Source organism: Frigoribacterium sp. AP1 (assembly GCF_056680555.1).
The window spans coordinates 2,547,093-2,570,908 of sequence record NZ_CM155288.1 but is presented as its reverse complement, the minus strand read 5'-3'; the positions used below and the strand labels follow the sequence as shown (position 1 = coordinate 2,570,908).

The following is a 23,816-nucleotide window of genomic DNA, read 5'->3' as shown; positions in this document are numbered from 1 at the left end:
GGCTCGGGTGATGGCCTCCGTTCCTGCTCCCCGCGCCCCCCAGAAGCCCGTCACCCGCTCGCACCACGGTCACGACTTCGTCGACGACTACGAGTGGCTCCGTGCGAAGGACGACCCCGAGGTCGTCGCGCACCTCGAGGCCGAGAACGCGCACACCGAGGCCGAGACGGCCCACCTCGCCGACCTGCGACAGACGGTCTTCGACGAGATCAAGGGCCGGGTGCAAGAGACCGACCTGGGCGTCCCCGTCCGTGAGGGCTCGTGGTGGTACTACTCGCGCACGGCCGAAGGGCAGCAGTACGGCATCCATTGCCGTGCGCCGATCGCCGGGCCCGACGACTGGACTCCCCCGTCGATCGAGGCGGGCGAGGCCGCCGAGGGCGAGCAGGTGCTGCTCGACGGCAACGTCGAGGCCGAGGGGCACGACTTCTTCTCGATCGGCAGCTTCGACGTCTCCCCCGACGGCGCGCTGCTCGCCTACGCGGTCGACGTCGAGGGCGACGAGCGCTACACGCTGCGCATCCGCGACCTGGCGACCGGTCGCGACCTCGACGACGTCGTCACCGGCACGGCCGCCGGTGCCCTGTTCGACGCCACCGGCCGCTACGTCTTCTACCCCACCGTCGACGAGTCCTGGCGTCCCGACACCATCTGGCGACACGAGGTCGGACAGCCCGGCGACGACGTCACGGTGTTCACCGAGACCGACGACCGCTACTGGATCGGGGTGGGCCTCACCCGCAGCCGCCAGTACCTCGTCGTCGACGTCGGCTCGAAGATCACCAGCGAGACCTGGCTGCTCGACGCGTCCGACCCGACCGGCGAGTTCCGGGTCGTCTGGCCACGTCGCGAGGGCGTCGAGTACGACGTCGAGCACGCGATCGTCGCGGGCAGCGACCGCCTGCTGATCGTCCACAACGACGGCGCCGAGAACTTCGAGCTCGTCGACGTGCCGGCCGACGATCCCACCTCGACGACCGACCGCCGCGTGATCGTCGAGCACCGCGCCTCCGTCCGGCTCGAGTCGGTCGACGCGTTCGCCGGGCACCTAGTGGTCGAGTACCGGCGCGACGCGCTGCCGCGCTTCGCCGTCGTGCCGCTCGGCCCCGACGGCTACGGCGAGGTCGCCGAGGTCGGCTTCGACGAGCCGCTGTTCGCCGCCGGTGCGGGCGGCAACCCCGAGTTCGACCAGCCGACCGTCCGCTTCGGCTACACCTCGTTCGTCACCCCGTCGACGGTCTACGACCTCGACGTCCGCACCGGCGAGCGTCACCTGCTCAAGCGCCAGAACGTCCTGGGCGGCTACGACCCGGCCGACTACGACCAGGCCCGCGAGTGGGCCACGGCGGCCGACGGCACCCGCGTGCCCGTGTCGCTCGTCTGGCGCCGTGACGCCGTCCCCGCCGAGGGGCCCTCGCCGGTGCACCTCTACGGCTACGGCTCGTACGAGCACAGCATCGACCCGGGCTTCAGCGTCGCCCGCCTGTCGTTGCTCGACCGCGGCGTCGTGTTCGCCGTCGCGCACGTCCGCGGCGGCGGCGAGCTGGGACGCTCGTGGTACGAGGACGGCAAGACCCTGACCAAGAAGAACACCTTCACCGACTTCGTCGCCGTCGCCGACCACCTGATCGCCGCGGGTCGCACGACCCCCGAGCTGATGGTGGCCGAGGGCGGCAGCGCGGGCGGCCTGCTGATGGGCGCGGTGGCGAACATCGCCCCCGACCGGTTCGCCGGCATCGTCGCGGCCGTGCCGTTCGTCGACGCGCTGACGAGCATCCTCGACCCCGACCTGCCGCTCACCGTGATCGAGTGGGACGAGTGGGGCGACCCGCTGCACGACCCCGAGGTCTACGAGTACATGCGCGGCTACAGCCCCTACGAGAACGTGCGGGACGACGTCACGTATCCGCGCATCCTCGCGGTTACCTCGATCAACGACACCCGGGTGCTCTACGTCGAACCCGCCAAGTGGGTGGCCAAGCTGCGTGAGGTCGACGCACCGGTGCTGCTGAAGACCGAGATGTCGGCCGGGCACGGCGGCGTCAGCGGCCGGTACGAGTCGTGGCGCGAGCGGGCGTTCGAGATCGCGTGGATCCTCGACGTGCTCGGGCGCGCCTGACCGTCGTGGACCACGTCGCCCTGCTGCGGGGCGTCAACGTCGGCACGGCCAAGCGGGTGGCCATGGCCGACCTGCGCCGCGTGGCCGCCGGCCTCGGCTTCGAGCACCCCGAGACACTGCTGAACAGTGGCAACCTCGTGTTCGGGGCGCCGGCGGTGCTCGGGCCGGAGGACGCGGCCGGGCTGCGGGGCGCGATCGCCGGAGCCACCGGTGTCGACGCCGACCTCGTGCTGCTCGACGCCGACCGGTTCGGGCGGCTGACCGCGGCGAACCCGCTGCGCGACGAGGCGCACGAGGGCCGCGAGGGGGCGCGAGCCGAAGCTGCTGTCGGTGGCGTTCGCCGAGGTTCCGGGCGCGCTCGACGGGGTCGCGCCTCCTGACGTCGACCTGGGCGACGAAGAACTGGTCGTCTCGCCCGACGCCGTCTACCAGTGGCTGCCGGCGGGCGTCCTCGCCTCGCGGGTCCCCGCCGCCTGGTGGCGCGGGCTGCCGACCCCGGTCACGGCCCGCAACGACGCCACCGTCCGCAAACTCGAGGCCCTGCTGGCCCGCCGCACCGCCTGACCCCGTCCCGGCCCGGCCCCGCCCCGCCTGCCTGCCTGCCCTGTGCACATCGCGACCACCGGGCGACGACACGCCGCTCATGTCTCCTTGGGTGCGGCGTGTCAGGCGGCCGATGTCGGGTTCGGCCCGCCGCCGGAGGGACGCACGGTCGGGTTCGGCCCGCCGCCCGGCCTCCGCGGTCAGAGTCGTCGGGCAGCCCGGCGGAAGCGGCGCAGGGCGTCCTCGGCCCGGGCGACCTCGAGGGTCGCCAGCACGCCGTAGCCGAACGTGTCCTCGCCCGACCGGTGGGCGAACGCCGCGGCCTCGCGCACCGTCCGCACGGCGGCCAGGGCGTCCCGGTGCTCGCCGAGGGTGTCCTGCACGGCCTCGGCCCGGCGGGCACGGCCTCGACCCGATCCGCTGCGGGTCCGGTCGACCTCGAGCGCGTACCGCAGCCGTCGGGCGGCCTTCCGGGCGTCGTGCAGGGCGGGAATCGCCTCCGCTCCGGTCTCGCCCTCCGCCGCGTCCAGCGCGGCGAGCCCCGCCCGGACGGCCCGCTTCGTCCGCTTCCGCTCGGACCGCAGGCGCGCGGCCGAGAGCTCGGCCGCCGGGTCCGTGGCGTGCTCCCCCGTCGCGGGGGCCGCCACGAGCGCGTCGACCGCGTCCAGCAGGTCGAACCAGGCGCCCGAGTCGAGCAGGCGTCGCACGTCACCGACGGCCTCGCCGAGTCGTTCGCCGAGCCGGGCGTCGAGCCGCCCCGTGGCCTGGGCGGCCACGAACCCCGCCGGAGCCGAGGAGGCGCGGGTCGCCACCCGGCCCCGGGCCACCTCGACGTCGCGCGCGGCCCCCGTCACGTGGCCGACGTGGGCCGCACCCGCCACGGCGGTCGCGGCCGGCCCCGGGTCGAGGACGCCGTCCCACACCGTCAGGAGGGCGCGCAGCCGCCGTGTCGTCGTCCGGAGCCGGTGGACCGCGTCCGGCTCGTCGTCGCGCACGGCGGCGTCGACCGCGAGCAACTCGTCGCGCAGGCCCGCCGCGGCGGACGCGACGAAGGCCGCGGCCGACTTCTTCTTCGGGGCCGCGGCAGGGACGACCGTCGAGGCGGCCTCGCCCGCGCCGGTTCGCGACGCCGACGGCCCTGCCGACACGGCCGGCTCGGAGCCCAGCCCGCGGGCGAGCTTGGACTTCGACGACGACACCGACGCCCCGGCCGACTCGAGCCGTTCGGCGACGGCGTCGAGCAGCCGCTCGCCCTCGGCACCGTCGACGCCCGGCGCCAGCTCGACCTCCCACTCGCGCCAGGTGCGCAGCAGTCCCGTGTCGGGGTTCGACGCCCGCACGACGTCGTCGGCGAGCTCGCCCAGCTCGCGACCCGACGCGTCGAGCAGGCGGGTCACGGTACGCGTCGTCTCGAGTCGCAGCACGGGGTGCACGGGCCGGCCCCGCAGCCGTGCCTCGACGAGCCGCCGCAGGGCGGCCGGGACGGGCTCGTCGGGGTCGCCGAGCGGCCAGTGCACCTCGCGGCGCCCGGACGTGCCGGCCGACGGCGGCAGCTTGAGGTGCCAGCCGGCGTCGTCACCGCCCTCGCGCCTCCTGAGGGTGGTCCGGGCCCCGAGCAGCGTGTGGTCGACGGTGTCCCAGTAGGTCGCGACGAGCTCGACGGGGTGGTCGTGCCCGACGCCGTCGACGAGCAGCGCCTCGGCGCCTCCCCCCACCCCGGCCAGGTCGGGCACCCCGGCGCTCTCGTGGACGTCGTACTTGCGCTCGATCTCGGTCTGTTCGGTGCGGCGCGGGGATGCGGTGCTCATCACTCCGTTGTAGTCGAGGGGGCTGGTCGACCGCCTCCCGGACCCCGCGGGGCGCCCCGGCGTAGGGTCGTCGCATGAGCGATGTGGCCCCGAGCCTTGCCGGATGGATGGCGCGACAGCGCTGGTACGCGACGAAGGGACGGACGCCCGCCTTGCGGGTGATCGGCTCGTTCGAGGTCGAGGTGGACGACGCGCTCGCCATGACGCTGCTGATCATCGACGAGGCGGCCGACGTCCCCGTCCTGTACCAGGTGCCCCTCGTCAGCCGCGCGACTCCCCTGCCCGGCGGCGACGCGGCCTTCATCGGCTCCGCCGACGGACGCTACCTCTACGACGGGCCGCACGACCCGGCCTACGCCCGTGAGTTGCTGCGCTCGATGTCGGCCGAGGCGCACGTCGTCGGGGCGGACGTCACGGTGGACGGCACGCGCATCGTCGACCCCGGGCAGGTTCGTCGCTCGCGCGTCCTCTCGGGTGAGCAGTCGAACACGTCGATCGTCTACGACGTCGAGGGCGGCCCCGTCGACCAGGTCATCGCGAAGGTCTTCCGCGTGCTGCACCACGGCGACAACCCCGACGTCACCACCCAGGCCGCGCTGACCCGGGGCGGCTCGACGCACGTCCCCTCGTCGTTCGGCTCGCTGCGGGCGACCTGGCCCGACGTGGGACGCGAGGGCGGCACGGCCACCGGCCACCTCGCCTTCTCGCAAGAGTTCCTGCCCGGCCTCGAGGACGCCTGGCGCGTGGCCCTGACCGCCGCGGCCGACGGCACCGACTTCACGGCCGAGGCCCACGCGCTCGGCGTGGCCGTGGCCGAGGTGCACGCGACGCTCGCCGCCGACCTCGGCACGGTTCCCGCCGGTGACGACGAGATCGCCGGGGCCCTGACGAGCATGCGTCGGCGCATCACGACCGCCGCGCGCGAGGTGCCGCAGATCGCCGAGCACGCCGACGCGATCGGCGCCGTCTACGACGCGGCCGAGCACCTGCACTGGCCCGACCTGCAGCGCATCCACGGCGACCTGCACCTCGGCCAGGCCCTGCTCTCGCCCGAGCGCGGCTGGATGCTGATCGACTTCGAGGGCGAGCCCCTGCGGCCGATGCCCGAGCGCTCGCGCCCCGACCTGCCGATCCGCGACATCGCGGGCATGCTGCGGTCCTTCGACTACGTCGCGGGCTCGCTCGCGCAAGAGGACGTGCCGGTCGATGCCAAGGCCTGGGCCCACGACGCCCGCCGCGCGTTCGTCGACGGGTACATCGCCTCGTCCGGTGTCGACGTCCGGGCCGCCCGTGCCCTGCTCGACGCGTTCGAGATCGACAAGGCCGTGTACGAGGCGATCTACGAGAGCCGCAACCGGCCCGACTGGATCGACATCCCGCTCACGGCCGTCGCCCGTCTCGCGGCACGCAGCGCCCCCGCCGCCGGCTGAGCCGGGCGGGCAGGGTCGCGAGGCGTCCCGCTCACGGTGCACCGCGCCTCCTGACCCCTCGAGAGCGAGGACGCAGGAGGCGCGGTGACGGCCTCAGGGACGGGGCACGTTGCGCAGGTTCGAGCGGGCCATGGCCACGGCCTCGCCGGCCCCGCCGTTCATGACGATCTTCGACATGGCGAGGGAGAAGCCCTTGACCTGGGCGCCCGTGATCATCGGCGGAAGCGACAGCGCCTTGGGGTCGGTCGCGATGTCGACCAGCGCCGGACCGTCGTGCTCGAACGCGGCCTCGTAGGCGGCCCGGAGGTCGCGCGGGTCGTCGACGTGGACGGCGTGGATGCCGATCGCCCGCGCCACCGCGGCGTAGTCCGTGTAGGGCACGTCGACGCCGAAGTCGGGGAACCCGTCGACGAGCATCTCGAGCTTCACGAGACCCAGCGTCGAGTTGTTGAACACCACGATCTTGACCGGCAGCTGGTACATCTGCGCCGTGAGCAGCTCGCCCATCAGCATCGACAGGCCGCCGTCGCCCGAGATCGAGACCACCTGGCGGTCGGGGTAGGCCATCTGCGCGCCGAGCGCGTGCGGCAGGGCATTGGCCATCGAGCCGTGCAGGTAGGAGCCGAAGATCCGGCGGCGCGGGGTCGGCGTGACGTACCGGGCGGCCCAGACGTTGCCCATGCCCGTGTCGGCGGTGAAGATCGCGTTGTCGGCGGCGACCTCGTCGAGCAGCGAGGCGGCGTACTCGGGGTGGATCGGCCGCATCTTCTCGACGTTCTTCGTGTAGGCCCCGACCGCACCGGTCATCAACTTGTCGTGCTTCTTGAGCGTCTTGTCGAGGAACTTCCGGTTCTTCTTGCGGGTCACCAGCGGCATGAGCGCCCGGAGTGTCGGCGCGATCGCACCGTGCACGGGCACCTGCACGTCGGCGCGACGGCCGATCACGGCGGCGTCGACGTCGACCTGCGCGATGGTCACTTTCGAGGCGTCGGGCAGGAACTGCGGATACGGGAAGTCGGTGCCGAGCAGCACGAGCAGGTCGGCGTCGTGGATGCCCGCGTGCGCGGCCCCGTAGCCCAGCAGCCCGGTCATGCCGACGTCGAACGGGTTGTCGTACTGGATGACGTCTTTGCCGCGCAGGCTGTGCCCGATCGGGGCGGCCACCAGGTCGGCCAACGCGATGATCTCGTCGTGCGACCCGCGGCCGCCCTCGCCGACGAAGAACGCGACGGTGTCGGCCTGGTTGATGGCGTCGGCCAGGGCCTGCACGTCGTGCCGGTCGGGGACGAGCTCGGGCGGGCGGACGCTGACGTACGCGGGCACCGTGCCGCCCGCGTCGAGCTCGGCGATGTCGCCCGGCAGCGTGATGACGCTGACGCCCTCGCCCGCCAGGGTGTGCCGTATCGCGCTGGCGACGACCACCGGCGACTGTTCTGCCGTCGAGATCATCTCGCTGTAGCCCGAGCACTCGACGAAGAGGCGGTCGGGATGGGTCTCCTGGAAGTAGTCCGAGCCGATCATCGTGCTCGGGATGTGGCTCGCGATGGCCAGGACCTTGGCGCGGCTGCGGTTGGCGTCGTACAGGCCGTTGATCAGGTGGAGGTTGCCCGGCCCGCACGATCCGGCGCAGACCGCGAGCCCGCCGCTCATCTGGGCGTCGCCCGAGGCCATGAAGGCCGCGGCCTCCTCGTTGCGGACGTGGATCCAGTCGATCCCGCCCTTCGCCGACCCACCGGTGCGACGCACGGCGTCGACGATCGGGTTCAGGCTGTCGCCGACGATGCCGTAGATGCGCCGGACCCCGGCGGTGACGAGCTGGGCGATGATCTGGTCGGCGACCGTGTCTGCCATGGTGTTCCCTTCGTGGTGCGTGCTGGTACGCCTCCCAGCCAACTCCCCCGGCGCTCACCGCCGACCGGGCTTAGCCTGGGGCCATGAGCGACATCGCGAGCACGTACGTCCCCGAGTCCGGCAGCATCACCATGTTCAGCACCTCGTGGTGCGGCTACTGCGCCCGACTCAAGCAGCAGCTCGGCAAGCAGGGCATCGCCTTCACCGAGGTCAACATCGAAGAGGTGCCGGGCACGGCCGAGATCGTCGAGAAGGCGAACGGCGGCAACCAGACCGTGCCGACGATCATCTACCCCGACGGCTCGACGGCCACGAACCCGTCGCTCGCCGACGTGCAGGCCAAGCTCGGTCTCTGACATCGCGACCGTGGGTTCGACCGGCGCGGGCTCGGCCCCGGCGCCGGCGTCGGCGCGCCCGCTCCGCCTGCTGGTGCTCGGTGGCACCGCCTGGCTCGGCCGGACGATCGTCGACGCGGCCCTCGCCCGCGGTCACGAGGTCACGTGCCTCGCCCGCGGTGCGTCGGGCGACGTTCCCGAAGGGGCGACGTTCGTCCGGGCCGACCGCGGCACGTCCGGGGCGTACGACCCCGTGGTCGGGGGCGGGCAGCGCTGGGACGCGGTCGTCGACCTGGCTCGCGACGCGTCGCACGTCCGGGACGCCGTGGCGGTGCTCGAGCCGGCCAGCGGCTCCTTCGTCTTCGTGTCGAGCGTCAGCGTCTACGCCGACACCGCGACCACCGGGGCGGATGAGTCGGCAGCCCTCGTCGACGCCGACGAGGCGGACTACGGCGGGGCGAAGGTCTCGGGTGAGCGAGCCGTCGTCGACGCGTTCGGCGCCGCCCGGGCGCTGATCGTCCGGGCGGGGCTCATCGGCGGACCGGGTGACCACACCGGTCGCACGGGGTGGTGGCCGCTCCGCTTCGCCCGGGCTGCCGCGTCGAGCGAGCCCGACCCGGTGCTCGTGCCCGACGTCCCCGGTCTCGACGTGCAGCCCGTCGACGTGCGCGACCTCGCGAGCTGGATCGTCCTGGCCGCCGAGCGCGGCCTCTCGGGGACGGTCGACGCGGTGGGCGAGCGGCACCCGCTGGCCGACCACCTCGCGGCGGCCCGGCGCGTCGCCGGACACACGGGCGAGGTCGTCGCGGTCGACGAGGCCTGGCTCGAGGCGCACGAGGTCGGGCCCTGGGCCGGTCCGCGGTCGATGCCGCTGTGGGTGCCCGTCGCCACGCACGCGGGCTTCGGTGCCCGGTCAGGAGGCGCGGGTCGGGCCGCGGGCCTCGTGCCGCGCCCCGTGGACGAGACGCTGCGCGACGTCCTCGCCTGGGAACTCTCGCGGCCCGGCCCGACCGGCCCCCATGGCGCGGGGCTCGAGCCCGACGACGAACGCGACCTGCTCGCCGCCGCCCAGGACCGCTGAGGTCGCACGCCGCACACACGCGCGCGACGCCGGTTGCCGCACCCGCCCTCCACTACACCGCGTTTCGTGCAGCACGCACCATCTGGTCGCGGCGCGGTGCACGAAACGCGGTGCGATCCCGGCAGGTGGCCCGAGTCAGTTCTGGGCCGGCGGGGCGAAGAACTCGATCTGGTTGCCGTCGGGGTCCTTGATCATCAGGGCGTGGCCGAAGTCGACGTCCTGCAGGTCGGACTCGATGCCGACCGACGTCGCGTGCTGCTGCCAGGCGACGACGCCGTCACGATCGGACACCGCCAGGCCGATGTGGTCGAGGCCGGGAACGGTCGGATCGGAGGCTGCGGACGACCCGTCGGTGTAGGCCGTGACGCCGAGGATCTGCCCGTTGCCGACGGAGAAGATGCGGCGGTCGAGGCCGTCGAGTTCGATGCGACCGACCGGGCCGGCACCGAGCAGCTTCTCGTAGAAGGCGAGGCTCGCGTCGAGGTCGGAGACGGTGATGGCGACGTGGGCGTAGCCGGAGAGATCGGGCATGGGGTGCTCCTTCGGTGGTCGGGTGGTCTGTGACCACCGAACCCCTGCCCGCTGGGAGGGCACGGAACGGGGTACCGATCGGGGGTCGCGTCCGTCGTCGACGCGACCCCCGGCCGGGTCAGGCCTCGAGGGCGTCGGTGAGCAGGGCGACCAGGGCCGAGAGCTGCACGTCGACGGAGTCGACGACCTCGGAGTCGTCGCCGTCGAGGGCGCGGGCGGCGAGGCCGGCCTTGCTGTCGATCAGTTCGGCGATCTTCGTGTCGATCGTCTGCGCCGCGATGACGCGCCAGGCCGTGACCGGCTCGGCCTGGCCGATGCGGTGCACGCGGTCGATGGCCTGCGTCTGCTCGGCGTCCGTCCACGACAACTCGGCCAGCACGACGTTCGAGGCGACCTGCAGGTTGAGCCCGACGCCGGCCGCGGTCAGCGAACAGACGACGACCTCGACCTCGGGGTCGTTCACGAAGGCGTCGATCTGCCGCTGACGGACGGCCGGGGTCTGGTCGCCGCGGATCGACGAGTACTTGATGCCGCGCTTGGCGAAGGTGGCCTCGGCGACGTCCATGACGTCGATGTGCTTGGCGAAGAACACCACCTTGCCGACGTTGCGGGCGAGTTGGGCCGTGTAGTCGGCCGCGAGGCCGGCCTTGGCCTGACCGATGCGGCGCACCATGCTGAAGACGTTCTCGCCGGTGCTCGACGCGCTGGCGTCCTCGAGCTCCCACTTGGCGACCTGGCGGACGAGGTCGTGGTCGATGCCCTCGACGCGGACGCCCGACGTGCGGGTGGTGAGCGCGGTGCGGTACTTCTGCACCATGCGGCGGGCCAGCTCGCGCTCGGCGTCGCGGATGGAACGGCCCACCTCGTCGTCGAGCTCGACCGGCAGGTCGGCGATGCGACGGGCGGGGATGTCGGAGGCGACGTCGACCTTCTTGCGGCGGACGATGCCGAGTTCGATCACGATCTCGCGTGCCGACGAGAAGAACCCGGGATCGGCAGGGGTCAGGCCGACCTCTTCGAGGCGTTCCATCAACTCGGCGGCGGGCTTCTTGTCGCCGATCCAGCCCAGGAACTCCCAGATGGCGCGGAAGTCCTCGATGTCGTTGATCAACGGTGTGCCGGTCAGCGCCATGAGCAGGGGGTGCGCGGTGCGCGACCGGATGCGCTGGGCGAGCTGCAGCACGTGGCGCGACCGCTGTGATTCTTTGTTCTTGATGAAGTGGGCCTCGTCGACGATCATGCCCTTGAAGCCGAGGTCGCCGAGCCAGCCGACGTGACGGTCGAGCACCTCGTAGTTCACGATGACCACGTCGGCGAAGGCGTCGAGCTTCTCGCCGTCGCCGTGGATGACGGTCGCCGTGCGCGTCGGCGTCCACAGCTGGACCTCGCGGGCCCAGTTCGTCTTGACGACGTTCGGCACGACGACGAGCAGGGGGTACGCGGCGGCCGCCTGGGCGGCGAGCAGGGCCTGGGCGGTCTTGCCGAGGCCCGGTTCGTCGGCGAGCAGGTAGGTGCGGTGGCCCTGGCGGGCGGACTCGACGAGCTGAGCCTGGTGGTGCATCAGGGTCGCACCCGCGGGGGCGTCGACCGTGGTGGGCTCGGGCAGCGGCATGCAGGCCGAGCCGCCGCCGGCACCGTACTCGAACGACTTGAACAGGGGGCCGAAGAGCTCCCAGTTGGCGAGGCGACGCGGGTGCGCCTCGCGGGCGACCTCGGCGAGGGCGAAGTCGGGCGCCAGGAACGGGTTCGCCAGCTGTCGCGAGACGACCGACTGCGGGACGACCTGTCGCTCCGACGTCGGCGCCACCGGCGCGGCCTCGGTGACGATGATCTGCTGCTCGGGCTCGAGCTCGAGCCCGGCCGACATCTGCATGTCGCGCTTGAGGGTCTTGGCCGCCTCGCTGACCGTCGCCGCATCACCCAGCAGGGTGATCAGCGACGTGTCGCGGGCGGCGGTCTTGGCGAGGATCTGGGCCACGCCGTCGAGTCGCTTCATCTGCTCGGCGCGCTCGGACTCGCTGATGGCCTTGTCGACCTTGACCCGCGCGCGCTCCTCGCGCATGAGCAGGGCGATGACCTGGAACTTGGTGCGGCTCGAGGGCTTGACCTGACCGCGTTGCGCGGCGGCCTCGACCTCGCGCACCGCGCGGGCGAGGACGGGGATCAGCCCGTCGTTGTCGACCTCGCGGCGACGGTTCGGACGCTGGGCGGTGCGGGTTCCACCCGATTGACGCTGGCCTGGTCGAGCCAAGGCTCCTCCTCGTGGTCGACGCGGGGCGTCGACGGTGCTGTGCCGCCATGTCGGCGGTGGGTGCTGCGCGGGGCGCCGAGAGGCTCGGCGACCCGGACGGACGGCGACCGAGACGGTCGCGCCGGATGCGTGCGGGGCGGGGTGCCGCGCGGTGGACAGCTGTACCGGCTTCGCGACGGGCGACCTTCGTGGCGGGCAGTCCGACGACGGCGCGTACCCCGAAGCCCCGTCACGCCGAGATGTCGACTCGCGCCGGAGGAGGCGCGGACCGGAGAACACCCGGGCGGTGAAGCTGGGGACAGTTTACGCGTACGACGCGCCGGTACGCCACCAGCGCCTCCCCGTGTCTCGTGGGCAGGTCACCGCGGTCGGTCGCGGCGGACCGGTTGTCGCGGTCGGTCGCCGCGGGCCGGTTGTCGCGGTCGGTCGCCGCGGGCCGGTTGTCGCGGTCGGTCGCGGCGGGCCGGCGACCCGTCAGCCGCGGCGACGCAGGCCACGGGTCGCCGGCCCCTCGAGCACGGAGCCGTCGGCGGCGAACCGCGATCCGTGCAGCGGGCAGTCCCACGACCGTTCCGAGTCGTTCCAGGTGACGATGCCGACGAGGTGCGGGCAGATCGCCGAGACGGTGCACACCTCGCCGTCCACGGTCGAGCGCGCCACGGGGGCGAAGCCGCCCGACCTGCCCACCTCGCCCTGGCCCTCGGCGGGTGCGACGGCGACCAGGCGCCGGGTCATCGCGCCGGCCCAGCCCTTGGCCGCCCACCAGGCGTCCGCCGCGTTGATCCCGATGCCCGAGGCGATCGCGATCGGCGTGGTGACCCGCTTGTGCAGCGTGGTCATCCACGGCTGCGGATCGCCGAGCACGTCCGACACGAGGGTCATCGCCGCCTGGACCGCGTTCGTCAGCCCCCAGTGCTCGTACCCGGTCGCGAGGTAGATGCGCCCGCGACCGCGCGGCAGCCAGCCGACGAACGGCACGTGGTGCGGCGTGCCGTAGTCCTGGCCGCTCCACGAATGGGTCAGCCGGGCACCGGGCCACTGACGCGTCGTCCAGTCGGCGAGGTCGTCGACCAGCGCTGTCGTCGAGGAGGCGCGGCCCACCGGGTGCCGGTTGCCCCCGGTCACGAGGCGATCACCCACCGCGGAGAACGACCGCGTGGGACCGTCGACCGCCTGGTACATGCCGTCGGGCAGGTCGTCGGCGCCGTCGAAGGCGAGGCCGTAGGAGCGTTCGCTACGGAGTTTCGCGAAGTACAGGCCGCGGTCGAGCACGGGGCTGCCGGTCGTGACGTGGACCCGGTGGCTGCGGACGTCGGGGCCGTCGCTGTGGGTCACCGCGGGGGTGGACGCGTCGACCCCGGTGACGCGCACCCCCTCGACGACGATGCCGCCGAGCGCCCGGACGTCGGCCACGAGCGCGGCGATCGCCTGCATCGGGTCGAACTGCGCCTGGTCCGGCAGCCGGAGACCGCCCGTGGTGCCGAACGGCAGGTCGAGGCCGAACTCCTTGACGACGGGTAGACCGGCTTTGCGGGCGACGAGGTACTCGTCGTCGACCGTCGCGATGCCGCCCCGGGTCGTCGAATAGCTGAACGCGTCCCGGCGCTCGACCTCGACCCCGGCGTCGTCCAGGTAGTCGACCATCCAGTCGAAGCCCGCCCGGTTGCCTGCGACGTAAGCGTCGACGACGCTCTGGTAGGTGTTGGTGCGGATGCGTTGGAGCTGCTTGCCCTGCAGCAGCGACATCGACGCCGTACCGCTGCCACTCGCGACGCTGCCCACCGAGCGCGCCTCCAGGACGGCGACGCGGTGCCCCCGCCGCGCGAAGAGCAGGGCGGTGACCAGGCCCGTCAGGCCGCCGCCGACGATCACGTCGTCGTAGACGGTCTCGGGGTCGATCCTGTCGGTCGTGACGTCGGGCGCGGCGTCGAGCCAGGGTGACGGCATGGGGGCCTCCAGGTGCGCGGGTGGGTGCTGCGCGCCACGGTAGGCCCGTCGGCCCGTCCGTGTGTGTCCGACGGGCGACCGGGCGACTCACGGCACGACCCGCCGCCGCTGTCTCCGGCGTCGGTGTCGGCGTCGGCGAGCCGAACCCGACCGCGGTGGGCCCGGGTCGCGTGCACAACCCGACACCGGGCTCGCGACACGCCGCCGCGTGACGGACGTGAGCGGCGTGTGGCGACGCGGTGGTCGCGAATTGCACACCGGGGGGGGCGGCGGGGCAGGCGGGCGGGGCGGGTCAGGAGGGGCGGGCGAGGGTGCCGGCGGCGGCGCCGATCAGCTGGACGGCCTTGCGGCGGCCGGTGTCGGTGCCGAGCGTGGCTTGTCCGCCGGCGTGGGCGAGCAGCTGCGAGGCGACGCCGGGCGCGAGCCGGTCCGCGAGGCCGGGCATGCGGTCGACCCAGGTGCGCGTCACGTCGTCGGCGAGGCCCTCGCAGGCCCGTGCCTCGGCCTCGTCGCCGTTGCCCCGGTGCCACTGCCCGGTCACGACCAGGTGGGCGACGAGGGCCGCGGCGTCACGGGCCGGGTGCCCGAGCCCCGCGGTGTCGACGTCGAGCAGACCGGTGACCCGCCATGGCTCGGACGGGTGCACGAACAGCTGCTCGAGGTGCAGGTCGCCGTGGATCACGACCAGGGCGTCGGAGGCGGAGGAGGCGCGGCGCCGGTCGATCTCGTCGTAGAGGCCGTCGATCTCGGTCGCCCGGTCGGGCAGCGCGGCGCGCAGCGTCGACCGGTGCCAGGCCCCGTGGTCGAGAGCGTCGGACTGTGCCCGGGCGGTCACCTCGACCCGGGCGATGCGCGTCCCCAGGTCGACCATCTGCTCGACGAACCGGGGGTCGTCGGCGAGCTCGACGACGCGCTGCCCGGCCGGCACCCCGGGGACGCGCTCGAGGACGAGCAGGCCGTCCGGTCGCGACGCGAGCACGGCGGGCACCGGCAGCCCCTGCGCCCGGAACGCCTCGTGCAGGGCGACGATCGGCCCCACACGGTCGGGCCGGACCACCTTGAGGAAGACGGTCGTCTCGGCGGCGTCGAGGCGGATCACGGCCCGCTTGCCGGGTCGGTACGCCGCGACGCTCAACCGGGGGTCGGTGACGACGACGCCGAGGGCCGCGAGGGCGTCGGCGACCCGGTCGGGGTAGGTGGCCCCGGCGAGCGCCGGCAGCAGGGGGTCGGCCGGGTAGGCCCAGACGGCGAGCGGCTGACCGGTGGTCGGGTCGCGGGTGAGGACCGACGACGCGTCGGCGGCCCGGGTGTCGGTGTCGATGAAGGTCAGCACGGTCGACGTCGCGCCGGCGGGGTCGACCGTGTCGACCTCGTAGCCGTAGAGGAACCCGGCGCCCGAGGGCTCGACCGAGTGGGGTCGGAAGGCGACGACGGTCAGCCCCGAGTTCGCGAACGCGGCGGGGAGCACCTCGGCGGAGTTGGGCCACACGGGGACGCAGTCAACCAGCACCCGACCCGATCGGCGGGGAGGCGCGGGCGGGGTGACCGTTTCGTGACCTGACGCGGCGTCGCGACGCGGGCCGCGCCTCCCCGTCTACCCTGGGGGTCGTGAAGATCGTCTCGCGCATCCGCCAGACGAAGCGCACGCCCCTGTTGCAGGTGGTGAAGACCAGCGTCGCGGTGATGGCGGCGTGGTTCGCGTCGGTGGCCCTGTTGCAGCAGCCGTTGCCGATCTTCGCGGCGATCGCGGCCCTGCTCGTGGTGCTGCCGAGCGTCAACCAGTCGTTCGTCCGAGGGCTCGAGCGCAGCGTGGGCGTCATCGCCGGCGTGCTCATCGCGTTCGCGGCCGGGCAGCTGTTCGGTGACGCGACCTGGATCGTGCTGGCGATCGTCGTGGTGAGCCTGCTCGTCGCCTGGGCGTTCCGCCTGACGCCGAGTTCGGCGAACCAGGTGCCGATCTCGGCGATGCTCGTCCTCGCGATCGGCGCCCAGACGCCCGACTACGCGCTCGACCGGGTGCTCGAGACGATCATCGGCGCGGCCATCGCGCTGGCGATCAACGCGTTGATCGTGCCTCCCGTCGCGCTCGCGCCGGCGCACCTCGCCGTCGGCCGCCTGGCGCGCGACATCGCATCCGTGCTCGACGAGACCGCCGCCGTGCTCGACGAGCCGGTCGACGGGCCGCGACTCGCCACCGGCTTGACCAAGGCGCGCGAGCTGCGGGTTGTCCAGGCCCGGGCGGTCGACGCGGTCACCGCGGGCGAGGAGAGCCTGCAGCTCAACCCCCGCGCGAGCCGCAACCGCAGCGTGCTCGAGGCCGACGCGGCGCTGCTCCGGCGGCTGACCGTGCTCGTCAACCGCGTCGTGGGCATGGTGCGGTCGGTCCACGACAACTACGACCCGGGGTTGGCCGACGACCCCGTGGTGCAGAGCATCGCCGAGGACCTGCGACGGGCCGCCCACGACGTGCGCCTGTTGGCGCGGACCACCGAGGAGGCGCTCCCGGGTGCGCGCGCCTCCCGCGTCCCCGACACCACCGGCGGGCACGCGACGGGCCCCGGGCACGACGACGGCCCGGCTCTCACCTCGCCGGTCAGCGTGCTGCGACCCGACCCGGACAACTGGGTGCTGGTCGGGTCGCTGCTCGAGGACCTGCGACGCGTGCGGGAAGAGATCATCGGGTAGCATCCGACGATGCGACGGGGCCGGGCGACAGAGGTGCTCGATCCGAGCCTCGACCGGTACGCCCCTTTCGACCTGGTGACCGATCCGCGGGCCGTCGGCATCGACCGCGAGACCGTCGAGACGGCGCAGGGCCGGACCGTCGTGCACCACGCACCGGCGCCGGCCGACCGGTCCGCGCGACGCCGGGCCACGGTCATGCTGCACGGGGCGGCCGGCTCGTGGACGACCTGGACTCCTCTGCTGCAGGCCCTCCGCGAGGTGGACGCGGTCGTCTCGCGACCCGTCCTGATCGACCTGCCCGGGTGGGGGGCCTCGCCGGAACCCGCCCGGGGTCTCGACGTGGAGTCGGCCGCCGCCGTGGTGGTCGAGGTCACCGAGGCGTTGGGGATCACCGAGTTCGACCTCGTCGGCCACTCGATGGGGGCGTTCGTCGCCCTGCACCTGGCCGCCGTCCGACCCGACCTCGTGCTCAGCGTCTCGGTCGTGTCGGCCACGTCGTTCTCGGCGATCGACGCCGTGACGCACCCGCTGCGCGGCCTCCTCCGACTGCCCGCGTTCACCCTGCTGCGCGCGGTGTTCGCGGTGCTGCCCCGCGCCTCCGTGTCCTTGCTGCAGGGTGCCGCACGTCTCGGCCTGCTGCGCGCCCTGTCGTCGCCGGTGTTCCGCCACGTCGACCGAGTCCCCCGCTCGGTGCTCGAGGCGTTCGTCGCCGAGTTGCGGCCCCGGGGGTTCCTCGCCGCGTCCCGCTCGGGGCAGGGCTACGACACCGCGCGGTGGCGCGGGATCGAGTGCGACGTGGCCGCCGTCAGCGGTGCCGACGACGTCTTCGCCCGGTCGTCGGACCTCGACCGCCTCGGCGAGGTCGTCCGTCACGCCCGGACGACCCTGCTCGCCGACTGCGGGCACTTCGCCCACGTCGAATGGCCGGTCGAGACGCTGCGGGCCCTCGGCTGGGTCGAGGGCTAGGACGCCTCGGCCGTCGGCCCCGCGCCCGCCCCGTGCTCGACTTCGCGCACGATCATCGCGACGCACCGCGCGTGGCCCAGCGGCCGGAAGTGCCCGTCGACCGGGAACTCGAGGTTGACCGCCCCCGGCAGCACGCTGCCCTCGGTGACGTGGGCGTCGAACCGGGACGCCATCGACGTGATGGTGCGGTTCGCCTCACGCTGCTCGGCGAGCCGCAGCAGGTCGGCATCACGGGGCGAGAAGGGCCGCAGCGCCCTGACGGGCAGCACCGTCGCCCAGCGCGACCCCGAGAACGGACTGTTCACCGTCACCATGCGGGCGATGCGGCGATCGGTGTCGGTCGAGACCATCATCGTCTTGCCGATCAGTCCGCCTTTGCTGTGTGCCAGCACCACGACGTCCCGCAGGTCGTGGGCGTCGAGGATGCGCTGGGCGACCTCGGCGGTCGCCGCGATCGGACGACGATTGTGCCCCATCCCCGGCACGACGACGATCGGGTGCCCCAGGTCGTTCAGCCGGTCGGCCACCGGACGGAGGAAGCGCCAGGTCTCGTAGACGCCCGGCAGCAGCAGCACCGGCTCGCGGTCGCCGTCGCGGTAGCGCCTCGGCACCACCCGGCCGGACCGCGGCACGAGATGCACCCACCAGACGTACCGGTAGTCGAGCACGACGGTGCGGAGGAACCGCCGGAGGCCGACGCGACGGCGTCCGTGACCGCGCGACGGTGTGGAGCTCATGCCGCCACGCTAGGCGACGTCAGGCGGCCGTGCCCACCAGCGGCAGCTCGCCCCAGGGCTCGCCCTCGGGCCAGGCGATCGACTCGACCGCGGCCCGGGCCATCTCGAGCGTGAGGTCCCAGCGGCCGCAGATCGACGCCCACGGGGGCGGGAAGGACGCCGCGTCGTCGAGCAGGGCGAGGGCGAGACCGCCGAGCCCGGCTCGGGCCGCCGCGCTCGCCGCGTCGGGCAGGGCGTCCGCGAGGCCGTGGACGACCCGCACGCGATGGGCGAAGTCCATCTGCTCGATGTCATCGAACGCGCCCCACGCGCTCTCGATCTCGCGTCGCAACCTGGTGATCTCGACCGCGTCGAAGCCTGGTCGGTCGGCGCGTCCGGGTACCGCTCGTGCCATGTCAGCCCCCCTCAGAGCATGGGCCGAGGATCGGGTACCCGCGGCCGGGCGTCGGCTTCGGTGCCGATGCAGGCGAACATACCATCCAGTACGGTCCGGTCTCCATGGTCCCCGGATCACGAGTCGGTCACGGCGACGAGGACCGTCCCGCCTCGGCCCCCGACACGCTCGGGCCGCCCGATGCCGCGCCCTGGTCGAGCTGTCCCCCGAAGGCTGAGCCGCCGCCCGGGCCCACGGTCTACCGTCCACCTCGCACCCACCGGTGCGACGACTCCGCACGAACCCACGACGAACGGGAGACATCATGTTCCAGGGATCCGACCAACTCCGCGACAACATGCAGAAGGTCCTCGTCGACCTCATCGAACTGCACGTCCAGGGCAAGCAGGCGCATTGGAACCTGCTCGGCTCGAACTTCCGTGACCTCCACCTGCAGCTCGACGAGATCGTCGACGCCGCCCGCGAGTTCAGCGACGAGGTGGCCGAGCGCATGCGCGCCGTCTACCTGATCCCCGACGGCCGCACCTCGACCGTCACCCGCGGCACCAGCCTGCCCGAGTTCCCCGCCGGCCCCGTCGAGACCACCGCGGTGGTCGACCTGATCGTCGACCGCATGTACGCCGTCACCGGCACGATGCGCGCGGTCCACGACGACGTCGACGACGAGGACCCCACGACGGCCGACGTGCTGCACAGCATCCTCGAGCGCCTCGAGCAGCTCGCCTGGATGACCGGCGCCGAGAACCGTCACCCCGAGAAGGACGCCCGCCAGGACGACACCCGTCAGCGTGACGAGGACGCCGCGGCCGAGGGCCTCGACCGCGTCGGCGCCATCGCCAACTGACCCGACCACCTCACGAGGGCACCGTCCGGGAGCGCGCGACCCGCGCCTCCCGGGCGGTGCCCTCTCTCGTCGAGAGGACGACCCCATGACCGAATCGTTCGACCACGTCATCGTGGGCGGCGGCATGACCGCCGACGCCGCCGCCAAGGCCATCCACGAGGCCACCCCCGACGCGTCGGTGCTGATCGTCAGCGCCGACGTCGACGCGCCCTACACGCGTCCGGCGCTGTCCAAGAAGCTCTGGACCGACCCCGACTACACCGAGGCCGACAACGACCTCGGCACCGTCGCCGACTCGGGTGCCGAGATCCGGCTGCGCACGCTCGTCGAGTCGATCGACCGCGACGCCCGTACCGTGACCACCAGCGCCGGCGACGTCGTCGGCTACGGCGCCCTGCTGCTCGCCACGGGCGGCAGTCCCACCGCACTCGACCTGCCGGACGACGACCGCGTCGTGTACTTCCGGACCGCCGAGGACTACCGCCGACTGCGCTCCCTCTCGGGCGGCGGCCGCCACGTCGTCGTCGTGGGCGGCAGCTACATCGGCACCGAGCTCGCCGCGGCCCTCGTGCAGAACGACACCCGCGTGACGCTGGTCTTCCCGGACGACGTGCTCGGCGGATCGGTCTTCCCCGCGTCGATCGCCTCGGCGTTCGAGGGAGCATTCGAGGAGGCGCGGGTCGAGCTGGCCCGCGGACGTCGCGTCGAGAGCGGCACGGCCGACGACGCCGGCGTCCACCTGCGGCTCGACGACGGCACGACCCTCGACGCCGACGCGGTCGTCGTCGGGCTCGGCATCTCGGTCGACGACCAGCTCGCGGCCGACGCGGGTCTGACCGTCGACGACGGCATCGTGGTCGACGAGCACCTGCGGACGAGCGATCCGAACGTGTTCGCCGCCGGCGACGTGGCCTCGTACCCGGACGCGATCCTCGGGCGCCGCCGCGTCGAGCACGTCGACAACGCCAAGTCGCAGGGCCCCGTCGTCGGTCGCAACATGACCGGCGCCGACGAGGTCTACGACCACACGCCGTACTACTACTCGAAGGTCTTCGACATCTCGTACGAGGCCGTCGGCACGCTCGACGCGTCGCTCGAGACGGTCGTCGACGACAAGGGCGACGGGCGTGCGGTCGCCTACTACCTCGGCGACGAGGGATCGGTCGAGGGCGTGCTGCTCTGGAACGTCGAGGAGGCCCGTGACGCGGCCAGGGCCGTCATCGCGGCAGGCGCCGTCCCCCGCGAGGAGCTCGTCGGGCGCATCTGACGCCCACCCGCCGACGGCATGACGACGCCCGCCCGATCACACGATCGGGCGGGCGTCGTCGTCCGCGGCGGGGCCGCGTCGCGTCAGCCGAACAGGAACGGCGGGCGGGCGGCCCGGTCGAGCTCGAGGGCGAAGATGCCCCCGCTCAGCGGGAACTCGTCGAGCTGGTTGGCGCTCAGCCCCTCGCGGGCCGACAGCACGAACAGCGTGCGCAGGTCGTCACCGCCGAAGCCGATGCCGGTGAGGTTCGGCACCGGGAAGGTGATCTCGTCGACGAGCCCGCCGTCGGCGTCGAGGTGCACCACCTTGCCCTCGCCGTAGATGGCCCCCCAGAACTCGCCGTGCTCGTCGCGGGCCAGGCCGTCGTGGGCGCCCTGCGACGAGAACGGGACGAGCTCGCCGAGGGTGCCGTCGGCATCCCACGACGCCCGGTAGATCGTGTCGTCGCCGGTGTCGGTCAGGTAGATCTCGCTGCCGTCGTCGTTCCACTCGAAGCCGTTGGTCGTGGCGAAGTCGTCACGCAGCTGGGTGAGCGTGCCGTCCGGGGCGACGCGGTAGAGACCGGCCACGGGGCTGCCCTCGGGGTCGGTGGCGCCGACGACGAAGGCGCCGAACGGGTCGCACTTGCCCTCGTTCAGCCGGAGGCGCTCGTCGGCGTGGTCGACCGTCGCGATGGTCCGCTGCTCGGTCCCGTCGTCGCGCATGACGATCACCGTGTCGTCCAGTGCGGCGATCAGGCCGCCCCCGCGACGACGCTGGAAGCTCGGCAGGGGCGGGTCGACGACGACCGTCCTGTCGCGTGTGCCGTCCGCCGAGGTGCGGTGCAGGAGGCCGTTCGTGATGTCGGTCCAGACCAGCCCGTGGGCGTCGACGTCCCAGACGGGACTCTCGCCGAGGGTGGCCCTCGCGTCGAAGAACAGGCGGGGTTCGGACGTGGTTCCGGTCGGAAGGGACATCCGACCGGTCTACCCGCCCGACATGTCCACCGGCTCCGTTTCTCGCCCCCAGGGGTACGGAGGCCGTCCCTTGCACACAGAACACTGCGAGGGACGGGCACGAGGAGGCGCGCTGGGCCACCGTAGGAGGGGTGACGGACACCCTCGAGACCACCGACGACACCCAGGCCGAGCACTTCGGCGCGACGACGGCCGCCGCCGGCGAATGGCACCGCCCCGATCCCCGCGACGACGGCTACGTGCCGCTGCGGTCGTACGGAGCGATCGGCGACGGTCGGACCGTCGCCCTCATCGCCCGCGATGGCCAGATCGACTGGCTCCCGATGCCCGACATGGACAGCGACCCGGTGTTCTCCGGCATCGTCGACGCGGGCAAGGGCGGGCGCATCGAACTGCGCCCCGTCGACGACGACTTCGAGGTGCAGCGCGAGTACGTCGAGAACACGAACGTCCTCGTGACCCGCTTCCGCACCTCCACGGGTGTCGTCCAGGTCACCGACGCGCTGGTCACCGGCATCGCGGGGCGTCTGCCCTGGGCAGAACTCGCCCGTCGCATCGACGGCGTCACCGGGTCGGTCGACATGCGCTGGGCGGTGATTCCGGGCAACACGTTCGGCACGCACCCGATCCGCCGCGTCGACACGTTGCACGGGCCGGTCCTGCGGGCCGCCGACGTCAACCTGGCCCTGGTCGGCTTCGAGCACGGCCGCCTCGACTCGGTCGAGCCCGGCGACGGTGAGGCCCACGGCGGCCCCCACCGGTTCTGGGGCGAGTTCACCACCCACGAGGGGTCGCGCTCGCTGATCTGCCTCTGCGGCGTCGAGGACGAACCCCTGCACCTGCCCGACCCGCACGTGGTCGACCAGGGCATCGACCGCACGGTGCGCAACTGGCAGACCTGGTCGGACGAGTTCAACTGGGACGGCCCGTGGTCCGACGCCGTGCAGCGCAGCGCCCTGGCGCTCAAGCTGCTGATCTTCAGCCCCACCGGTGCGATCGCCGCCGCCGCCACGGCGGCACTGCCCGAGAACTTCACCGGCGACAAGAACTGGGACTACCGCTTCGCCTGGGTGCGCGACCTGGCGTACACGGTCAACGCGCTCGTCCGCTTCGGCCTGCGCGAAGAGACCCAGGCGGCCGTCTCGTGGCTGCTCTCGGCGCTCAAGGCCAACGGCCGCACGATGCACATCTTCCTCAACCTCGACGGCTCGGTGCCCGACGGCACCCACGAGACCGGCTCCGAGGGCTGGCGCGGCATCGGCCCGGTCTACAAGGGCAATCCGGCGGGCGAGCAGCTGCAGCTCGGCACCTACGCGGACATCCTTGCGATCATGAGCCAGTACGCGGCCGACGGCAACATCCTCGACGAGTCCACCGGCGACCTGCTCGCCGGTTTCGCCGACGACGCCTGCCGCCGCTGGCAGGAGAAGGACTCGGGCATGTGGGAGCTGCCGGACGAGCAGCACTACGTCAGCAGCAAGATGGGCTGTTGGCAGGCAATCGACGCCGCCCTGCACCTCACCGAGGTCGGCCAGATGCACCCCGACCCCGAGGACGTCGTCTTCTGGCGGAAGAACCGCGACCTGATCAAGGACTGGGTCGCCGAGCACGGCTGGAACGAGAAGATCGGCTCGTACGTCATGTACCCGGGCAGCGAGAAGCTCGACGCCTCGGTGCTGCTGCACGCCCCCAGCGGTTTCGACCGCGGCGAGCGCATGTCCCGCACGATCGACGCGATGCAGCGTGAGCTCTCCGCGGGTCCCCTGGTGTTCCGCTACAGCGAGGTCGACGAAGAGGAAGGCACGTTCGTGGCCTGTGCCTTCTGGCTCGCGAGCGCCCTGGCGTGCGTGGGCCGTCAGGACGAAGCGGTCGAGCTGATGGACCAGCTCGTGCAGCAGCCGAACGACGTCGGCCTGCTGACCGAGATGATCAGCGCCGACGACGGGCAGTTCCTCGGCAACGTGCCCCAGGGCCTCAGCCACCTCGCCCTCGTCAACGCTGCGATCACCATCGACGAGATGAGCCGTGTAGGCACCACCGACGACATGGAGGGCCAGTGACGAACGACGAC

20 protein-coding genes are annotated in these 23,816 nt (G+C 72.9%); 11 read left to right on the top strand and 9 right to left on the bottom strand.

All coding sequences use genetic code 11. The features are described from left to right. Positions 1–10: 10 nt before the first annotated feature. The 3 genes from AC1MBW_RS12250 to AC1MBW_RS12240 are packed head-to-tail and all read left to right on the top strand — an operon-like array spanning position 11 to position 2,683. Positions 11–2,119 (top strand): S9 family peptidase, encoded by a 2,109-nt coding sequence (locus tag AC1MBW_RS12250; RefSeq protein ID WP_480024644.1) that lies wholly within the window; start codon positions 11–13, stop codon positions 2,117–2,119. Positions 2,120–2,124: 5 nt separating this feature from the next. Next, positions 2,125–2,499, top strand: coding sequence for a DUF1697 domain-containing protein (locus tag AC1MBW_RS12245; RefSeq protein ID WP_480024643.1), 375 nt, complete (start codon positions 2,125–2,127; stop codon positions 2,497–2,499). Continuing rightward, entirely contained in the window at positions 2,450–2,683 is a 234-nt protein-coding gene (locus AC1MBW_RS12240; protein ID WP_480024642.1) for a hypothetical protein, read from the top strand. Before AC1MBW_RS12245 ends, AC1MBW_RS12240 begins: the two co-directional genes overlap by 50 nt. A 179-nt stretch (positions 2,684–2,862) precedes the next feature. Here AC1MBW_RS12240 and AC1MBW_RS12235 read toward each other — a convergent pair whose 3' ends face one another. Next, complete coding sequence (locus tag AC1MBW_RS12235; protein WP_480024641.1) at positions 2,863–4,470, bottom strand: CYTH and CHAD domain-containing protein; 1,608 nt, start codon at positions 4,468–4,470, stop codon at positions 2,863–2,865. Positions 4,471–4,544: 74 nt separating this feature from the next. Here AC1MBW_RS12235 and AC1MBW_RS12230 point away from each other — a divergent pair, with 74 nt between their 5' ends. Continuing rightward, on the top strand, positions 4,545–5,900 hold the full coding sequence (locus AC1MBW_RS12230) for a maltokinase N-terminal cap-like domain-containing protein (protein WP_054144939.1): 1,356 nt from the start codon (positions 4,545–4,547) through the stop codon (positions 5,898–5,900). Between the two features lie 93 nt (positions 5,901–5,993). Here AC1MBW_RS12230 and AC1MBW_RS12225 read toward each other — a convergent pair whose 3' ends face one another. After that, positions 5,994–7,751 carry a pyruvate dehydrogenase gene (locus AC1MBW_RS12225; protein ID WP_480024640.1) on the bottom strand — a complete coding sequence of 586 codons (1,758 nt, stop codon included), beginning with the start codon at positions 7,749–7,751 and terminating at the stop codon, positions 5,994–5,996. An 83-nt stretch (positions 7,752–7,834) separates the two neighbouring features. On the opposite strand from AC1MBW_RS12225, the gene AC1MBW_RS12220 reads away from it, so the two are divergent. Together AC1MBW_RS12220 and AC1MBW_RS12215 are read left to right on the top strand one after the other, a co-directional pair. After that, a complete protein-coding gene (locus tag AC1MBW_RS12220) occupies positions 7,835–8,107 on the top strand; it encodes a mycoredoxin (RefSeq protein ID WP_043596421.1) in 273 nt (90 codons plus the stop codon). 10 nt (positions 8,108–8,117) lie between these two features. Beyond that, entirely contained in the window at positions 8,118–9,167 is a 1,050-nt protein-coding gene (locus AC1MBW_RS12215) for an NAD-dependent epimerase/dehydratase family protein (protein WP_480024639.1), read from the top strand. A 135-nt stretch (positions 9,168–9,302) separates the two neighbouring features. On the opposite strand, the gene AC1MBW_RS12210 is transcribed toward AC1MBW_RS12215, so the two are convergent. The 4 genes from AC1MBW_RS12210 to AC1MBW_RS12195 form a co-directional block, all read right to left on the bottom strand. Beyond that, complete coding sequence (locus AC1MBW_RS12210; protein ID WP_480024638.1) at positions 9,303–9,698, bottom strand: VOC family protein; 396 nt, start codon at positions 9,696–9,698, stop codon at positions 9,303–9,305. Between the two features lie 118 nt (positions 9,699–9,816). Beyond that, entirely contained in the window at positions 9,817–11,949 is a 2,133-nt protein-coding gene (locus tag AC1MBW_RS12205; RefSeq protein WP_480024637.1) for a DEAD/DEAH box helicase, read from the bottom strand. 474 nt (positions 11,950–12,423) lie between these two features. Beyond that, on the bottom strand, positions 12,424–13,896 hold the full coding sequence (locus tag AC1MBW_RS12200) for an FAD-dependent oxidoreductase (RefSeq protein ID WP_480024636.1): 1,473 nt from the start codon (positions 13,894–13,896) through the stop codon (positions 12,424–12,426). A 292-nt stretch (positions 13,897–14,188) separates the two neighbouring features. Next, positions 14,189–15,385: a phosphotransferase family protein gene (locus AC1MBW_RS12195; protein ID WP_480024635.1), complete on the bottom strand. Its 1,197-nt coding sequence runs from the start codon at positions 15,383–15,385 to the stop codon at positions 14,189–14,191. 119 nt (positions 15,386–15,504) lie between these two features. Here AC1MBW_RS12195 and AC1MBW_RS12190 point away from each other — a divergent pair, with 119 nt between their 5' ends. Together AC1MBW_RS12190 and AC1MBW_RS12185 are read left to right on the top strand one after the other, a co-directional pair. Further along, complete coding sequence (locus AC1MBW_RS12190; RefSeq protein WP_480024634.1) at positions 15,505–16,581, top strand: FUSC family protein; 1,077 nt, start codon at positions 15,505–15,507, stop codon at positions 16,579–16,581. A gap of 9 nt (positions 16,582–16,590) precedes the next feature. Beyond that, a complete protein-coding gene (locus tag AC1MBW_RS12185) occupies positions 16,591–17,547 on the top strand; it encodes an alpha/beta fold hydrolase (protein ID WP_480024633.1) in 957 nt (318 codons plus the stop codon). Here the strand turns inward: AC1MBW_RS12185 and AC1MBW_RS12180 are convergent. Continuing rightward, positions 17,544–18,284, bottom strand: coding sequence for an esterase/lipase family protein (locus tag AC1MBW_RS12180; RefSeq protein ID WP_480024632.1), 741 nt, complete (start codon positions 18,282–18,284; stop codon positions 17,544–17,546). The genes AC1MBW_RS12185 and AC1MBW_RS12180 overlap by 4 nt on opposite strands. 19 nt (positions 18,285–18,303) lie before the next feature. Beyond that, entirely contained in the window at positions 18,304–18,678 is a 375-nt protein-coding gene (locus tag AC1MBW_RS12175; protein ID WP_054145146.1) for a hypothetical protein, read from the bottom strand. A gap of 304 nt (positions 18,679–18,982) precedes the next feature. Here AC1MBW_RS12175 and AC1MBW_RS12170 point away from each other — a divergent pair, with 304 nt between their 5' ends. Both AC1MBW_RS12170 and AC1MBW_RS12165 read left to right on the top strand, forming a co-directional pair. After that, positions 18,983–19,522, top strand: a complete 540-nt coding sequence (locus AC1MBW_RS12170) for a Dps family protein (RefSeq protein WP_480024631.1) — start codon at positions 18,983–18,985, stop codon at positions 19,520–19,522. Positions 19,523–19,607: 85 nt separating this feature from the next. Then, on the top strand, positions 19,608–20,789 hold the full coding sequence (locus tag AC1MBW_RS12165; RefSeq protein ID WP_480024630.1) for an NAD(P)/FAD-dependent oxidoreductase: 1,182 nt from the start codon (positions 19,608–19,610) through the stop codon (positions 20,787–20,789). Between the two features lie 83 nt (positions 20,790–20,872). On the opposite strand, the gene AC1MBW_RS12160 is transcribed toward AC1MBW_RS12165, so the two are convergent. Next, positions 20,873–21,745: an SMP-30/gluconolactonase/LRE family protein gene (locus tag AC1MBW_RS12160; RefSeq protein ID WP_480024629.1), complete on the bottom strand. Its 873-nt coding sequence runs from the start codon at positions 21,743–21,745 to the stop codon at positions 20,873–20,875. 239 nt (positions 21,746–21,984) lie between these two features. On the opposite strand from AC1MBW_RS12160, the gene AC1MBW_RS12155 reads away from it, so the two are divergent. Next, a complete protein-coding gene (locus tag AC1MBW_RS12155) occupies positions 21,985–23,805 on the top strand; it encodes a glycoside hydrolase family 15 protein (protein ID WP_480026112.1) in 1,821 nt (606 codons plus the stop codon). Positions 23,806–23,816: the final 11 nt, after the last annotated feature.

What these genes read in the sequence shown, in the direction of transcription:
- AC1MBW_RS12250 (WP_480024644.1), top strand. Translation starts at nt 11, where the DNA reads ATGGCCTCCGTTCCTGCTCCCCGCGCCCCCCAGAAGCCCGTCACCCGC.
- AC1MBW_RS12235 (WP_480024641.1), bottom strand. Translation starts at nt 4,470, where the DNA reads ATGAGCACCGCATCCCCGCGCCGCACCGAACAGACCGAGATCGAGCGC.
- AC1MBW_RS12230 (WP_054144939.1), top strand. Translation starts at nt 4,545, where the DNA reads ATGAGCGATGTGGCCCCGAGCCTTGCCGGATGGATGGCGCGACAGCGC.
- AC1MBW_RS12225 (WP_480024640.1), bottom strand. Translation starts at nt 7,751, where the DNA reads ATGGCAGACACGGTCGCCGACCAGATCATCGCCCAGCTCGTCACCGCC.
- AC1MBW_RS12220 (WP_043596421.1), top strand. Translation starts at nt 7,835, where the DNA reads ATGAGCGACATCGCGAGCACGTACGTCCCCGAGTCCGGCAGCATCACC.
- AC1MBW_RS12210 (WP_480024638.1), bottom strand. Translation starts at nt 9,698, where the DNA reads ATGCCCGATCTCTCCGGCTACGCCCACGTCGCCATCACCGTCTCCGAC.
- AC1MBW_RS12200 (WP_480024636.1), bottom strand. Translation starts at nt 13,896, where the DNA reads ATGCCGTCACCCTGGCTCGACGCCGCGCCCGACGTCACGACCGACAGG.
- AC1MBW_RS12185 (WP_480024633.1), top strand. Translation starts at nt 16,591, where the DNA reads ATGCGACGGGGCCGGGCGACAGAGGTGCTCGATCCGAGCCTCGACCGG.
- AC1MBW_RS12180 (WP_480024632.1), bottom strand. Translation starts at nt 18,284, where the DNA reads ATGAGCTCCACACCGTCGCGCGGTCACGGACGCCGTCGCGTCGGCCTC.
- AC1MBW_RS12175 (WP_054145146.1), bottom strand. Translation starts at nt 18,678, where the DNA reads ATGGCACGAGCGGTACCCGGACGCGCCGACCGACCAGGCTTCGACGCG.
- AC1MBW_RS12170 (WP_480024631.1), top strand. Translation starts at nt 18,983, where the DNA reads ATGTTCCAGGGATCCGACCAACTCCGCGACAACATGCAGAAGGTCCTC.
- AC1MBW_RS12165 (WP_480024630.1), top strand. Translation starts at nt 19,608, where the DNA reads ATGACCGAATCGTTCGACCACGTCATCGTGGGCGGCGGCATGACCGCC.
- AC1MBW_RS12160 (WP_480024629.1), bottom strand. Translation starts at nt 21,745, where the DNA reads ATGTCCCTTCCGACCGGAACCACGTCCGAACCCCGCCTGTTCTTCGAC.